The organism is Streptomyces sp. NPDC088762 (assembly GCF_044750905.1).
Taxonomy (GTDB): domain Bacteria; phylum Actinomycetota; class Actinomycetes; order Streptomycetales; family Streptomycetaceae; genus Streptomyces.
This window is the reverse complement of record NZ_JBIVKT010000002.1, coordinates 100,349-113,293: the sequence shown is the minus strand read 5'-3', so window position 1 is coordinate 113,293 and position 12,945 is coordinate 100,349. Positions and strand designations below refer to the sequence as shown.

Sequence of the window (12,945 nt, the reverse complement as noted above, 5' to 3'; positions counted from 1 at the left end):
CCTTACCAGAAGTCGGGCAGGCTGTAGCGATAGGTGTTGGTCTGGTGCCAGTAGTGGTTGCCGTCGACCCACACGGCCACTCCCCGCAGGAAGCGCAGCACGCTCGGGACGGGGCAGGCGGCGGCCAGGGCGGCGGCTTCGGCTTCGAAGTCGTGCATGAGGTCGTTGTGGACCTCGACCGCCTTCAGGTAGGCCTCCTGGTCGGAGATGCCCTCACGTTCGGCGAGCACCACGGGCAGGTTGAGGTGGTGGCCGGGGCTGGCGAGTTCCTTGGTGTACGAGTACAGGTCGTTGACGATGGTGGTGGCGTTGCCGGCCAGCGCGATGACCCGCTGCATCTCGGGCCGGGCGTGCAGGTCCGCCGGCAGTTCGTAGCCGCCGACCGAGTCGGTGATGGTGGGGCAGGGGCGGAAGTTGTTGAACTGCCGCATCGCCAGGTACTCCCACACCTCGGGGACGTAGTCCGTCTGGGCCCACGCCGCCTCGGCGAGGTACCCCATGTGCAGACGGGCCATGTCGTGCCGGTAGCGGTCGGCCTGGGAGGGGCTGGCCTGCCGGACGAAGTACTCCATGGCGGAGCGGTAGGCGCGCCGGGGCGCGTCCGATTGGAGCGAATCGGCCCACTCCGGCTGGTACTCCTTCGTCGTGTGCAGGGGGTCGAGGGCGGTGTGCGCCAGCAGGAGGCGTCCGCCGAGGCCGATGGGCGAGCCGCCGTGGTCCTCGCAGTAGCAGTCGTCGACCGCGTTCTCGGCGACCATCAGCCGGGTCGCGAGCATCAGGTGGTCGACGGTGGGGGCGTCCGGATGGCAGGCGACCATGTAGCGACCGACGTGGAAGCCGTCGAACTGGTCCTCCCAGTCCTCGGGATACAGCTCGACCTCGTCCAGCGCCCAGGCCTTGATCCTGCGGCTGACCTCCTCCACCCGCACCGGGTCGGGCTCCGGCACGGGGTGGTGGTAGAGGCCCGGGATGGGATGTCCCGGCGCCGGCGCCCCGCCCGGCTGCGGCGGTGCCGCGGGCTCCACGGTGCGGCCCCAGTGCAGGCTCTCCGTACCCAGACCGCTGGGACCGCGCAGGATCCGCGCGAGGGCGGGGCCGGGCTGCCGTACGGCGGCAGGAACCTCCTGCTGCGGTACGGGCGCGGCCCCTGCGGCGGGGGCGGGGGCGGAGGCGGGCACGAAGGGCAGGGAGGGCCCGGAAGGCAGGACGGACGAGACGGGCGGGGCGGGGGCGACTGACGGGACGGGCAGGGCGTCGGCTACGGATTCGGCACCGGCGGCCTGGGCGGTGGCGAGGACGTGGGCCCCGAAGCGGGCCGCAGCGGCAGGCAGGCTCGACTGCAGAGGGGAGGGCCCGGGATCGGGCATCCGTGGCTCCTTGATGAGGTGGGTGGTCTGTTCCGGATCCCGGGCATGCTCGGTGGACCCGGGAAGGTCCGGGCTGTCGGGGCCGTCGGGGCGATAGGGCGGTGGGGCGGTCAGTCGCGCCTGCGGGCGATCTGTACGTTCTCCAGCACGCCGAGCGCGTCGGGCACCAGGATCGCGGCGGAGTAGTAGGTGGTGACCAGGTAGGAGATGATCGCCTGTTCGTTGATGCCCATGAAGCGCACCGACAGGCCGGGTTCGTACTCCTCCGGCAGACCTGTCTGGCGCAGACCGATCACGCCCTGGTTGTCCTCGCCGGTTCGCATGGCGATGACCGAGCTGGTGTTGTCCTTGGAGATCGGGATCTTGTTGCAGGGCAGGATCGGGACCCCGCGCCAGGCCGGGACCTGCTGTCCGCCGACGTCGACGTGGTCCGGGTAGAGCCCGCGGGCGTTCAGCTCCCGCCCGATCGCGGCGATCGTCCGGGGGTGGGCGAGGAAGAGCTTGGTGCCGCGGCGGCGGCAGAGCAGCTCGTCGAGGTCGTCGGGGGTGGGCGGGCCGGAGTGGGTCTGGATCCGCTGCTTGAAGGCGGCGTTCGGCAGCAGGCCGAACTCCCGGTTGTTGACCAGTTCGTGTTCCTGGCGCTCGCGCAGGGCCTCGATGGTGAGCCGGAGCTGTTCCTCGGTCTGGTTGTGCGGGCCGTTGTAGAGGTCGGCGACCCTCGTGTGGATCCGCAGCACGGTCTGCGCGATGGAGAGCTCGTACTCGCGGGGCTTGAGCTCGTAGTCGACGAAGGCACCGGGCAGTTCGGCCTCGCCCGTGTGGCCGGCCGACATCGCGATCTCGGCCTCGCCGTGCTTGTTCTGCCGCTGGTGGGGAAGCGAGCTGAACCGCTGGATGTGGGCCTGGAGGCTCGGCGCAGTGGACATCACGGCGGCGAACTCGGCGCGGGACAGGGTGAGCAGGGTGCCGGGGGTCTCGGCGGTGGCGGTGTAGTCCCACGTGGCGTCGGCGTCCAGGAGGGCGTTCTCGCCGAACTGCTCTCCGTCGGCGAGTACGGCGACGGCGACCGCGTCGCCGTACTTGCCGACGGAGGTCTGGCTGATCCGGCCGTGGGCGATCAGGTGGATCTGGTCGGCCGGGGTACCGCGCTCGACCAGCACCTCGCCGGCCCGGAAGTCGCGCTGGACGCACCGGCCGGCGAGCGCGGTCAGCACCTCCTCGTCGTCGAACCCTCGCAGCAGGGCCATTTCACCGAGCTCGCGGGGGATCACCCGGACGTCGCCGCCGTCCTGGATGAACTCGATCCGTCCGTCACCGACGGTGTAGCTCAGCCGGCGGTTCACCCGGTAGGTGCCGCCCTTGGTCTCCACCCAGGGGAGCATCCGCAGCAGCCACCGGGAGGTGATCTCCTGCATCTGCGGGGCGGACTTGGTCGTGCTGGCAAGGTTGCGGGCAGCCGCCGTGCTGAGGCTGGACTGCTGCGGCGGCTCCAGCTGAGCTTCCGGGCTGGTGTCAACGGTCATCGGGCGAGCGCTCCTTCGTCAGGGCGGTGATGGGCAGGGGTGTGCTTCACCGGGTGAAAGAGGGAAAAGGGGGAGGACATCCGCGGATCCATCAAGATCCCGGGGAACACTAATGGCCTCCAACGCCCATAGACCTCAAAAAGCCCCTGCCATTACCTCAATGCAGTGATCTTGTCCGGCGTGGCGTTTACCGGGGCAATCGGCCACATTCGGCCAGGTCAACAGCACCGCGCCCACCACGCCCGCACGGCCGACACGCACGACACACCCACAGCCGCCCCGGACGGCCGCACCACAGGGGTCCGCGAGTCGCAGCGCCCCCGGCACGGTGCCAGACTCGTCGTGAGGGCCGGAGGCTGCCATGGGGTTCTACGCCGAGCACATCGTCCCGCGGATCATCAACGTCGCCTGCGCCATGGGCGAGGCCAAGGACCTGCGGCGCCGGGTCTGCCGGGGGCTGGCGGGTGAGGTCCTGGAGATCGGGTTCGGCTCCGGGCACAACGTCCCCTACTACCCGGCGGCCGTCACGCGGGTGGCCGCCGTCGATCCCTCGGGCGTGGGCTGGAAGCTGGCCGCCAAGCGCCTGAGCGCGAGCACCGTCCCGGTCGAGCGCTCGGGGCTGGACGGCCAGTCGCTGCCGTTCGCGGACGCGAGTTTCGACGCCGCCCTGTCGACGTGGACGCTCTGCACCATCCCGGATGCCGGTACCGCCCTGCGGGAGGTGCGGCGGGTCCTCAAGCCCGGCGCGGCCTTCCACTTCGTGGAGCACGGTCTGGCCCCGGAGGAGCGGGTGCGCCGCTGGCAACGCCGCCTCGACCCGTTGCAGCAGCGCCTCTTCGCCGGATGCCACCTCACCCGGCCGATCGTCGACCTGCTCACCGCCGCCGGGTTCACCCTCGCCGAGCTGGACGTCTTCTACGAGAAGGGCGCCCCGAAGTTCCTGGCCGCCGACTCCCTCGGCATCGCGGTGTCCCGCTGACCGGCGACCACGTCGTCCGGTCGGACCTCTCCTTCACCTTCCGAGGCCACCCATGAAGGTCGACGTCCTGACCGAGATCGTGATCGCCGCCCCGTGCGAGCGGGTCGCCGCCTACGCGGCCGACCCCTCGCACGCACCCGAGTGGTACGAGAACATCGTGTCGGTCGAGTGGCGGACCCCGGCGCCCGCCACGGTCGGCTCGCGGATGGCGTTCACCGCCCGCTTCCTCGGCCGGCGGCTCTCCTACACGTACGAGATCACCGCCTACGAGCCCGGGCGCCGCCTGGTGATGCGGACCGGCGAGGGCCCCTTCCCCATGGAGACCTCCTACACCTGGGAGCCGCACGGGGAGGCCGGGAACCACACCCGCATGACCCTGCGCAATCGCGGCGAGCCCAGCGGCTTCGCCTCCGTCGGCGCGCGCGTGCTGACAGCCGCCATGCGGCGGGCCCAGCGCAAGGACCTCGCGCGGCTCAAGGCACTGCTGGAGCGGGGGCCCGCCGCCGCGGGGTGACGGCCGTCGGTTCTTACCGATCCGTGACGTGCGGCCCGGCGATCGCGTCGCCGGGCCGCACGCGGCATAGCGTCGGACCATGCGCGTACTTGTGACTGGAGGAGCGGGCTTCATCGGCTCGCACGTCGTCGCCGAGCTGACCGCACGCGGGCACGACCCGGTGGTCTTCGACCTGGCCGAGGACGGGCGGGACGTACGGGATCCCGGGGCCGTGCGGGAGGCGCTCGCGGGCGTGGAGGCGGTCTGCCACCAGGCGGCCAAGGTCGGCCTGGGCAAGGACTTCGGGGACGCGCCCGGCTACGTGTCGGCCAACGACCTGGGCACCGCGGTGCTACTGGCCCAGATGGCGGAGGCGGGCGTACGGCACCTCCTGCTCGCCGGGTCGATGGTCGTCTACGGCGAGGGGCGCTACGAGTGCGCCGCGCACGGCGTGGTCCGGCCCGGGCCGCGCGAGGAGGCCGATCTGGCGGCGGGCCGGTTCGAGCCGCGCTGCCCGTCCTGCGGCGCCGGCCTCTCCCCCGGGCTCGTCACCGAGGACGCGCCGATGGACCCGAGGAACGTCTACGCCACCACCAAGCTCGCCCAGGAACACCTGGCGGCCTCGTGGGCGCGGGCCACCGGCGGGCGCGCCGTCTCGCTGCGCTACCACAACGTCTACGGGCCGGGGATGCCCCGCGACACCCCGTACGCGGGGGTGGCCGCGCTGTTCCGTTCCTGCCTCGCGCGGGGTGAGGCGCCGCGGGTCTTCGAGGACGGCGGTCAGCGCCGGGACTTCGTACACGTGCGGGACGTGGCCGGGGCCAACGCGGTGGCGCTGGAGGCACTGGCGCAGGCGCCGCCGGGCTTCACGGCGTACAACGTGGGCAGCGGCGATCCCCGGACCGTCGGCGACATGGCCCGGGCGCTGGCGGCCGCGTGCGCGGGCCCGGCCCCCGTCGTCACCGGCGAGTACCGGCTGGGCGACGTCCGGCACATCACCGCCGACTCGGCGCGGCTGCGCCGCGAACTGGGCTGGCTCCCGGCGGTGCCCTTCGCCGTGGGCATGGCCGAGCTGGCCGCCGGGGCCGGATCCCGCGCCCGCGAGAAGACGGAACTCGTCCGGCGCCCTTAGGGCTGTGTACGGATCAGGCCGGGCTCGTCCTTCAGGACGCGGTCTGGACCGCAGCCGCCGGGAGGGTCACTTCGAAGCGGCAGCCGCCGGAGACGTTGCGGACGTGGGCGTGACCCGCGTGGGCCTCGACGATGCCCCGGACGATGGCCAGGCCGAGGCCCGCGCCCGAGGGAGGGGTGCGGGCCGGGGTGCCGCGCCAGCCCGTGTCGAAGACGCGCGGGAGGTCCTCCTCGGGGATGCCTCCGCACGCGTCGGTGACGGAGAGCACCACCGAGTCCGCCCGGCGCTCGGCGGCGATGGCGACCGTCCCGTCGGCCGGGGTGTGGCGGATGGCGTTGACCAGGAGGTTGGAGAGCACCCGGGTCATCTCCTTGCCGTCCACCTCCACCGGGAGCGGTGCGACGTCCTCCCCGGCCAGCCGGACCCCGTGTTCCCGGGCGAGGGCGTCGGTGCCGGCCAGGGCGTCGCCCACCAGGTCGTAGAGGGACATCCGGGTGGGGCTGAGGGACAGCGCGCCCGCGTGGATGCGGGAGAGCTCGAAGAGGTCGCCGACCATGGAGTTCAGCCGGTCGACCTCGGTGCGCATCTGCCGGTGGTAGCGGGCGGGGTCGGCGGCCATGCCGTCCTCCAGCGCCTCCGACATGGCGCGCAGCCCGGCCAGCGGGGTGCGCAGATCGTGCGAGATCCAGGCCACGAGCTCCCGCCGGGAGCTCTCCAGGGCCCGCTCGCGTTCACGGGAGGCGGCCAGCCGTTCGCCGGTGAGGGCCAGCTCGCGGCTCAGGGCCGTCAGTTCGGCGGGGGCGGGCAGGAGCGGCGCCGTGAAGGTGCCCTCCTCCCCGAAGGTGCGGGCCGCGCTCGCCAGTTCCCGGCAGCGCCGTACGACCTGGCGGCCCAGCAGCAGTGCGGTGGCCATCGAAACGGCTGCGGCCATCGCGACGACCAGGGTCACCACGGCCAGGTCGTGGGAGGACAGGAACATGGCCCAGGCCACCGTCAGCGTCCCGGCGAGCATCGCGGACACGGCGACGGCGGCGACGATGGCGAGGGAGACGGCGACGCTGCGCCGGCGCAGTACCCGCAGCGCCACGGCCCCCAGCAGCCCGGCGGCGCCGGCTCCGAGGAGGGCGTAGAGGGCGATCAGCAGGAGGTCGTTCACGGCTGTCCTCCGCCGGTCCGGACGGCGGGGGCGGCCCCTGCGCCGGGGGCCGCTTCGAAGCGGTATCCGGCGCCCCACACGGTCCGGATCAGTTGCGGGTTCGCCGGATCGTCCTCGACCTTTCCGCGCAGCCGCCGGACGTGGACGGTGACCGTGGAGAGGTCGCCGAAGTCCCAGCCCCACACCTCACGCAGCAGCCGCTCCCGGTCGCAGACCTGGCCGGGGTGCCGCAGGAAGTAGGCGAGGAGGTCGAACTCCCGCAGGGTCAGGGCGAGTTCGCGGCCGTCCTTGTGGACCCGGCGGGCCGCCGGATCCAGGGCCAGGCCGGCCGCGGCGAGGCGCGGCCCGGCGGCGGCCGGGTCGCCCGGCGGCGAGGCGGCGGTCGCCCGGCGCAGCACCGACTGCACCCGCAGGACGAGTTCGCGCGGGCTGAAGGGCTTGGTGACGTAGTCGTCCGCGCCCACCTCCAGGCCGAGGATCCGGTCGTCCTCGTCCCCGCGCGCGGTGAGCATGATCACCGGGACGGGCGGGGCGCCGTCCTCCCGTGCCCGCAGCCGGCGGCAGACCTCCAGGCCGTCCATGCCGGGGAGCATCAGGTCGAGGACCATCAGGTCGGGGCGCCGCTCCTCGGCGGCGCGCAGGGCGGCCGGGCCGTCGGCCGCCCGCCGCACGGCGAAACCGGCCCGCTCCAGGTACCCGGCCACGACCTCCGAGACGGTCGGATCGTCGTCCACGACCAGGACGCCGCCCGCCGCGCCGGCCTCCCCGGTGCCGTCGGCACGCCGTTCCTCGTTCGCGCTCTCCGCTGTGCTCACTGCCATGGGTCCAGGCTGTCACCCGTCCGGGCCCGCGGGTACCGGGCACCCCCTCGTCCGGGATGCCGTCCGCGTTTCGTAAGGTCTGCAAGCCCCTCATCCCGGCTCGCGGTTCCTACGGTGTCGAGGGTGACTCCCTCTCCTCGTACTCCGCTCCGCGCGGACCTCGTACTGCCGTGCCTCGACGAGGCGCGGGCGCTCCCCTGGGTGCTGGCGCGCGTGCCGGCCGGGTGGCGGGCCATCGTCGTCGACAACGGGTCGACCGACGGCTCGGCGGAGATCGCCCGGAGCCTCGGTGCCACCGTCGTGCACGAGAGCCGGCGCGGTTTCGGTGCGGCCTGCCACGCGGGTCTCCTCGCCGCGCACGCCGACCTGGTCTGCTTCTGCGACTGCGACGCCTCCCTGGATCCCGGGCTGCTCGCCCCCATGGCCGCGCGCGTCGCGGCCGGTGAGGCCGACCTGCTGCTCGGCCGGCGCCGCCCGCAGGGGCGCGGCGCCTGGCCCGCGCACGCCCGCGCCGGGAACCTCGCGCTGGCGCGGATGCTGCGCCGCCGCACCGGGCTGCGGCTGCACGACCTGGGACCGATGCGGGTCGCGCACCGTGAGGCGCTGCTCGGCCTGGGGCTCACCGACCGGCGCAGCGGCTACCCGCTGCAGATGGTCGTCCGGGCCGCCGACGCCGGCTGGCGGGTCGCCGAGACGGACGTCCCGTACCTGCCCCGTTCCGGGAGGTCCAAGGTCACCGGCACCTGGCGGGGCACCTGGCAGGCCGTACGGGACATGCGCCGGGTGCTCGCCGAGCCGCCTCCGGGCGTCCGGTCGGCGCCGGCCGGCGGGGTCCGCGCATGAGCACCCTCCTCGTCATCGCCAAGGCCCCGCTCGCAGGCCGGGTCAAGACCCGCCTCACCCCGTACTTCACCCCCGAGCAGGCCGCCGCTCTGGCCGGCGCCGCGCTGCAGGACACCCTCGACGCCGTGCTCGCCACCCCGGCCCGGCGGCGGGTCCTGGTCCTCGACGGGCAGCCGGGGCCCTGGCTGCCCCGGGGCATCGAGGTCGTCCCGCAGTGCGCGGGCGGGCTCGACGTCCGGCTGGCCGCGGCCTTCGCGCAGAGCGACGGACCGGCCCTGCTGATCGGTATGGACACCCCCCAGGTCACCCCGGAACTCCTCGCCCGGGGTCTCGACTTCGGGGAGACCGACGCCTGGTTCGGCCCCGCCGACGACGGCGGCTTCTGGGCGCTCGGCCTGGCCGAACCCGACCCCGCCCTGCTCCTCGGCGTCCCCATGTCCCTGCCGGCCACGGGTGAGGTGCAGCGCGGACGGCTGACCGCCTCCGGGCGGGCCGTACGGGACCTGCCCGAGCTGTGCGACGTGGACACCCCCGCCGACGCGGCGCGGGTCGCGGCCGCCGTACCCGGCACCCGCTTCGCCGCCCTGCACGCCGGCCTCCGCGCGGTGACACCGTGACCGCCCAGCTCACCGAGCCCGGCCTGGCCTGGCGGGCCGACCCGTACACCGACGCGCTGCGCGCCGGCCGGGGCCCGCTCTACCTGCGGCGCTCGGACGGCCGGCTGCTGCCGCTGGACGTGGAACGCTGGTGCGCCGGCCCCGACGCGGCCGACGCCACGGTCCTGGCCCGCTGCACCGGGCCCGTCCTGGACATCGGCTGCGGCCCCGGCCGCCTGGTCGCGGCCCTCGCCGCACGCGGGCACCGGGCACTGGGGGTCGACGTCACCCCGGAGGCGGTGGCCCGTACCAGGCGCGCCGGCGGCAGCGCGCTGTGCCGGTCGGTCTTCGATCCACTGCCCGGCGAAGGCCGCTGGGGCACGGTCCTGCTCATCGACGGCAACATCGGCATCGGGGGCGACCCGGCCGCCCTGCTGCGCCGCGCCGCCGAACTCGCCTCGCCGACAGGGTTCCTGCTGGCCGAGGTGGCCACCGCCGACCTCGACGAACGCGACGAGGTCCACGTCGCCGACGGCCGCGGCGGCCGCGGAGCGCCCTTCCGGTGGGCCCGCCTCGGCACCCGCGCGCTCTGCGGCGAAGCCGCGGGCGCGGGCTGGACCCGGTCCGGGACGTGGCGGTCCGCGGGCCGCAGCTTCGTGGCCCTGCGGCGCTGACGCGGCATGCGCCCCGACACACCCGAGGCTCTCGAGCGGGCGGGTGGAACACCTTACGGAACGGGGACATGCGGGAGCGCGGGCCGCCTTCCGGAGCCCGTTCCTGGAACGCTGCGGACGTGAACCCGCCCACCGCTCGCACCGCCACGGGCCTGGCCGCCACGGGCCTGGCCGCCCTCACCGCCGTCCTCGTCCTCACCCTCCGGTACGAGGGTCACTCCACCGACCCCGCCGGGCTGTTCCGCTGGTACGCGGCCTGCTGGGCGCTGTTCGCCCTCTTGCCGGCGGCGCTGCGCCGGATCCCGGCCGCCCACGTCGTCCCCCTGCTCCTGGCGGGGGCGGTCGCCGTGACGGCGACCGGGCTGGTGGCGCCGCCCCGGACCAGCACCGACTCCTATCGCTACGCCTGGGACGGCCGCGTCCAGTCGGCCGGCCTCTCCCCGTACGACCACGCCCCTCAGGACCCGGAGCCGGCCCGCCTGCGCGACCCCTGGCTGTTCCCGACGGGCGCCGCCTGCGCGGGGCCGGATCTGGCCCGCATCCCCGGCGACGGCCCCGTCGCGCACTGCACACGGATCAACCGGCCCGCCGTGCACACCATCTACCCGCCCGTCGCCGAGGCGTACTTCCTGGCCGTCGACAGGCTCTCCCCGCAGGGAGCCCGGCACAAGCCGCTCCAGGTCGGAGCCGGCCTGATCTCCCTCGGCGTGACCGGCGCGCTCCTGCTGATCCTGCGCCGCCGCGGCCTGGACCCGCGCAGGGCCGCTTGCTGGGCATGGTGTCCCGCCGTACCGATCGAGGCGGTGAACAACGCGCACGTGGACGCGCTGGGGGCACTGCTCGCCGTCACCGGCCTCGGACTGGTCGCGGCGCGCGGGCCCGGCCGCCGGGTGGCCGGGGGCCTGGCCCTGGGCGCCGCCATCGCCACCAAGCTCGTACCCGCCGTCGTCGTGCCCGGCGCGCTGTCCGGGGTGCGCCGGTGGCGCGACGCGGCCGCCCTCCTGGTCCCGGCGGCGGCGTTCACCCTGCTCGGCTACCTCCCCTACGTCCTCCTCTCGCACGGCTCCGTCTTCGGCTACCTCGGCGGCTACGTGGACGAGGAGGGATACGACGACCCCTCCGCCGGCTCCCGCTACGCCCTGCTCCGGCTCCTCCTGCCCGACAGCTGGGCGGTCCCCGTGCTCGTCGCCGCCATGGCGGGCGTGTCCCTCCACGTGATGTGGCGCGGCAACCCGCAACGCCCCTGGAGCGGCGCCCTCCTGGTCACCGGCTGGGCCTTCGCCCTCCTCACCCCCGGCTACTCCTGGTACGCCCTGCTGCTGATCGCCCTCGCGGCCCTGGACGGGCGCCCGGAGTGGCTGGGCGTCGCCCTCGCCGGGGCGGCCGTCTACGTCCTCGGCCCGGTCTTCGGCTTCCGGGCGGCGCTGACCGCGACCGCCTACGGCGCCGCCGTCCTCCTGGTCCTCCTGGCCTCGGCGGTCCGGCGGTGGCGCGGGCCGGACCGCCCCTCCCTCACGGGGGCGTCGGCCTCGGCCCGAGGCACGTCCGCAGCAGCAGGACGGCCGCCGAGGCGATGAACAGGCATGCCGTGACGAGCAGCCAGCGCCCGAGGAACACGTCCGCCGGCAGGCCGGTGGCCGCCGTGTAGTGGCCGACCCGGCGCAGGATCAGCGGCCACCAGACCAGGAGCAGCAGACCCGAGAGGAAGGCCGGAACGCGCACGTGGTTGATGCTCGGGCTGCCCGGGACCAGGCGTTGCACGGCGCGGTCGGCCACCGCGTAGAGCGGCAGCAGGACCAGGTCGTGGAGCACGGCCGCGCCGACGAACCACAGGACCACGCCGAGGGTGTTCCCCGTCAGCAGGCGCACACCCGCGTAGCCGGCCAGGGCGAAGGAGGCGAGCAGGAGGAGCAGGTGGAGCGCGGAGGCTCCGTACCATCGGCGCAGCCGGCTCATGCCCGTCATGCCGGCTCTCCGAAGGTGAGGCGGGTGACCCACTTGGTGTTGAGGACGCCCGGAGCGCCGGGGACGATGACGCGGGCCGGGTAGCCGTGGTCGGGGGACAGGACGGCGCCGTTGACGCGTACGGCGAGCAGGGCACGACGGTCGCGTACCTGGTTGTCGCGCAGGGCGGCGGAGCCGAACGGGCCGCCCCGCTGGACGGATTCCACCAGGACGTGCGGAACGTCCCCGTCGGGCCCGCCCAGTCCCACGAGGGCGGCGAGGTCGGTGAGCCGTACTCCGCTCCACAGCTGGTCCGGCGTGGACCAGCCCTCCACGCAGGCGATGGGCAGGGCCGCCTCGTGCTGGGGCATGGCCAGCAGCTGCTCGCGGGTGAGGACGGCCTGGCGCCCCGCGCCGCGTACGGTCAGCCGCCAGGCGGGGCCGGTGTCGCTCGGGCGGATGCCGACCGATCCGGCGGTCTTGTTGATCTGGAAGCCGTTGGGGCCGGCCCCCGGGTCCCGGCCGCCGTGCGGGGCGAGCAGCGCGGTCCGGCGCCACCGGCCGCCCACGCTCTGCCCGGCCGTCACCGCGAACAGCGCCAGCGACCCCAGGCCGACCAGGCCGACGGCGCCCCGGCGGGAGAGGGTCGGCTGCGCGGGCCGCGGCGAGACCAGCCCGGCCGCCTCCTCGCTGCCGGCGGCGGGCTGCGCGGCGTGGCCGGCGCGTACGGCGCGGATCGCGCGCGGCAGCCGGAGGGACACGTGCACCACGAACGCGCCGATGAACACCCAGGCCCCGTAGAAGTGCAGGGTGTAGAAGGAGCCCGGGAAGACGTAGTGCAGCTGGATGTTGAGGATGCCGGTGGCGAACTCGAAGCCCGCCCCGCCGACCAGGAGCAGCAGGGACAGGCGCTCGATGCCCTGGCCGGGCGACCGTACGGGCGGCCATGCGAACAGCTTGGGGATGACGGACCAGAGCTTGGCGAGGAGCACGGGCACGAGCACCACGCCGAGGACGACGTGCACGCCCTGGGTGAGCCGGTAGAGCCAGTACGGCGAGGTCGGCCAGGAGAAGAGGTAGAAGCCGAGCCACCCCTTGCCGGGCGTCTGGTCGTTGACCGGCGCGAGATCCGGGTTGTACGCGGCGTACGACAGCAGCCCGGTCGCGAACAGGACCGTCACGCCGAACAGCAGGAGCAGGCCGAACACGGCGGTCAGCCACGGTCCCCGCAGCGGACTGCGCCAGAACTCGGGACGCGCCGGACCGGGCGGGGGCGTCGCGGGCGCCGGGGGCGAGGGAGGCGGCGGAGGCCCGGGCGGCCCGGCTTTCCGGGGCGACGGTGGCATCGGGGTCACAGGTTCACACTCCATTGAATGATGATCGGAAAAGGGCACCTTTTTCCGAGTCGTATTGGGTT

The 12,945-nt window shown here is 74.3% G+C and carries 13 protein-coding genes; 7 read left to right on the top strand and 6 right to left on the bottom strand.

The window, feature by feature from the left end:
• Positions 1 to 2 precede the first annotated feature (2 nt).
• Positions 3 to 1,367: a family 2 encapsulin nanocompartment cargo protein terpene cyclase gene (locus ACIP5M_RS05210; RefSeq protein ID WP_401192096.1), complete on the bottom strand. Its 1,365-nt coding sequence runs from the start codon at positions 1,365 to 1,367 to the stop codon at positions 3 to 5.
• A gap of 110 nt (positions 1,368 to 1,477) precedes the next feature.
• Entirely contained in the window at positions 1,478 to 2,890 is a 1,413-nt protein-coding gene (locus ACIP5M_RS05205) for a family 2B encapsulin nanocompartment shell protein (RefSeq protein WP_401192093.1), read from the bottom strand.
• Between the two features lie 361 nt (positions 2,891 to 3,251).
• Here ACIP5M_RS05205 and ACIP5M_RS05200 point away from each other — a divergent pair, with 361 nt between their 5' ends.
• From ACIP5M_RS05200 to ACIP5M_RS05190, 3 genes are all read left to right on the top strand, one after another.
• A complete protein-coding gene (locus ACIP5M_RS05200; RefSeq protein WP_401192091.1) occupies positions 3,252 to 3,869 on the top strand; it encodes a class I SAM-dependent methyltransferase in 618 nt (205 codons plus the stop codon).
• A gap of 52 nt (positions 3,870 to 3,921) precedes the next feature.
• On the top strand, positions 3,922 to 4,383 hold the full coding sequence (locus ACIP5M_RS05195) for an SRPBCC family protein (protein ID WP_401192089.1): 462 nt from the start codon (positions 3,922 to 3,924) through the stop codon (positions 4,381 to 4,383).
• Between the two features lie 79 nt (positions 4,384 to 4,462).
• On the top strand, positions 4,463 to 5,494 hold the full coding sequence (locus ACIP5M_RS05190; RefSeq protein WP_401192086.1) for an NAD-dependent epimerase/dehydratase family protein: 1,032 nt from the start codon (positions 4,463 to 4,465) through the stop codon (positions 5,492 to 5,494).
• 31 nt (positions 5,495 to 5,525) lie between these two features.
• On the opposite strand, the gene ACIP5M_RS05185 is transcribed toward ACIP5M_RS05190, so the two are convergent.
• The gene (locus ACIP5M_RS05185; protein WP_401192084.1) at positions 5,526 to 6,650 is read right to left on the bottom strand and encodes a sensor histidine kinase; all 1,125 of its coding nucleotides are present in this window, start codon (positions 6,648 to 6,650) and stop codon (positions 5,526 to 5,528) included.
• A complete protein-coding gene (locus tag ACIP5M_RS05180; protein WP_401192081.1) occupies positions 6,647 to 7,471 on the bottom strand; it encodes a response regulator transcription factor in 825 nt (274 codons plus the stop codon). The genes ACIP5M_RS05185 and ACIP5M_RS05180 overlap by 4 nt, the downstream gene beginning before the upstream one ends.
• A gap of 114 nt (positions 7,472 to 7,585) precedes the next feature.
• Between ACIP5M_RS05180 and ACIP5M_RS05175 the strand changes: the two genes are divergently transcribed.
• The 4 genes from ACIP5M_RS05175 to ACIP5M_RS05160 all read left to right on the top strand — a co-directional run bounded on the left by ACIP5M_RS05175 (position 7,586) and on the right by ACIP5M_RS05160 (position 11,161).
• A complete protein-coding gene (locus ACIP5M_RS05175; RefSeq protein WP_401192079.1) occupies positions 7,586 to 8,314 on the top strand; it encodes a glycosyltransferase family 2 protein in 729 nt (242 codons plus the stop codon).
• On the top strand, positions 8,311 to 8,931 hold the full coding sequence (locus tag ACIP5M_RS05170; RefSeq protein WP_401192077.1) for a DUF2064 domain-containing protein: 621 nt from the start codon (positions 8,311 to 8,313) through the stop codon (positions 8,929 to 8,931). The genes ACIP5M_RS05175 and ACIP5M_RS05170 overlap by 4 nt, the downstream gene beginning before the upstream one ends.
• Positions 8,928 to 9,584 carry a class I SAM-dependent methyltransferase gene (locus ACIP5M_RS05165; protein ID WP_401192074.1) on the top strand — a complete coding sequence of 219 codons (657 nt, stop codon included), beginning with the start codon at positions 8,928 to 8,930 and terminating at the stop codon, positions 9,582 to 9,584. The genes ACIP5M_RS05170 and ACIP5M_RS05165 overlap by 4 nt, the downstream gene beginning before the upstream one ends.
• A 119-nt stretch (positions 9,585 to 9,703) precedes the next feature.
• On the top strand, positions 9,704 to 11,161 hold the full coding sequence (locus ACIP5M_RS05160; protein ID WP_401192072.1) for a glycosyltransferase 87 family protein: 1,458 nt from the start codon (positions 9,704 to 9,706) through the stop codon (positions 11,159 to 11,161).
• Here the strand turns inward: ACIP5M_RS05160 and ACIP5M_RS05155 are convergent.
• Both ACIP5M_RS05155 and ACIP5M_RS05150 read right to left on the bottom strand, forming a co-directional pair.
• Complete coding sequence (locus tag ACIP5M_RS05155; RefSeq protein WP_401193508.1) at positions 11,097 to 11,540, bottom strand: hypothetical protein; 444 nt, start codon at positions 11,538 to 11,540, stop codon at positions 11,097 to 11,099. The two genes, ACIP5M_RS05160 and ACIP5M_RS05155, sit on opposite strands and share 65 nt — an antisense overlap.
• Positions 11,541 to 11,545: 5 nt before the next feature.
• Complete coding sequence (locus tag ACIP5M_RS05150; protein ID WP_401193505.1) at positions 11,546 to 12,874, bottom strand: molybdopterin-dependent oxidoreductase; 1,329 nt, start codon at positions 12,872 to 12,874, stop codon at positions 11,546 to 11,548.
• Between the last annotated feature and the right edge of the window lie 71 nt (positions 12,875 to 12,945).

Bases quoted from the DNA above. Each gene is read 5' to 3' on its own strand.
- ACIP5M_RS05200 (WP_401192091.1), top strand. From the start codon at position 3,252: ATGGGGTTCTACGCCGAGCACATCGTCCCGCGGATCATCAACGTCGCC.
- ACIP5M_RS05195 (WP_401192089.1), top strand. From the start codon at position 3,922: ATGAAGGTCGACGTCCTGACCGAGATCGTGATCGCCGCCCCGTGCGAG.
- ACIP5M_RS05170 (WP_401192077.1), top strand. From the start codon at position 8,311: ATGAGCACCCTCCTCGTCATCGCCAAGGCCCCGCTCGCAGGCCGGGTC.
- ACIP5M_RS05180 (WP_401192081.1), bottom strand. From the start codon at position 7,471: ATGGCAGTGAGCACAGCGGAGAGCGCGAACGAGGAACGGCGTGCCGAC.
- ACIP5M_RS05155 (WP_401193508.1), bottom strand. From the start codon at position 11,540: ATGAGCCGGCTGCGCCGATGGTACGGAGCCTCCGCGCTCCACCTGCTC.
- ACIP5M_RS05205 (WP_401192093.1), bottom strand. From the start codon at position 2,890: ATGACCGTTGACACCAGCCCGGAAGCTCAGCTGGAGCCGCCGCAGCAG.
- ACIP5M_RS05150 (WP_401193505.1), bottom strand. From the start codon at position 12,874: ATGCCACCGTCGCCCCGGAAAGCCGGGCCGCCCGGGCCTCCGCCGCCT.
- ACIP5M_RS05190 (WP_401192086.1), top strand. From the start codon at position 4,463: ATGCGCGTACTTGTGACTGGAGGAGCGGGCTTCATCGGCTCGCACGTC.
- ACIP5M_RS05210 (WP_401192096.1), bottom strand. From the start codon at position 1,367: ATGCCCGATCCCGGGCCCTCCCCTCTGCAGTCGAGCCTGCCTGCCGCT.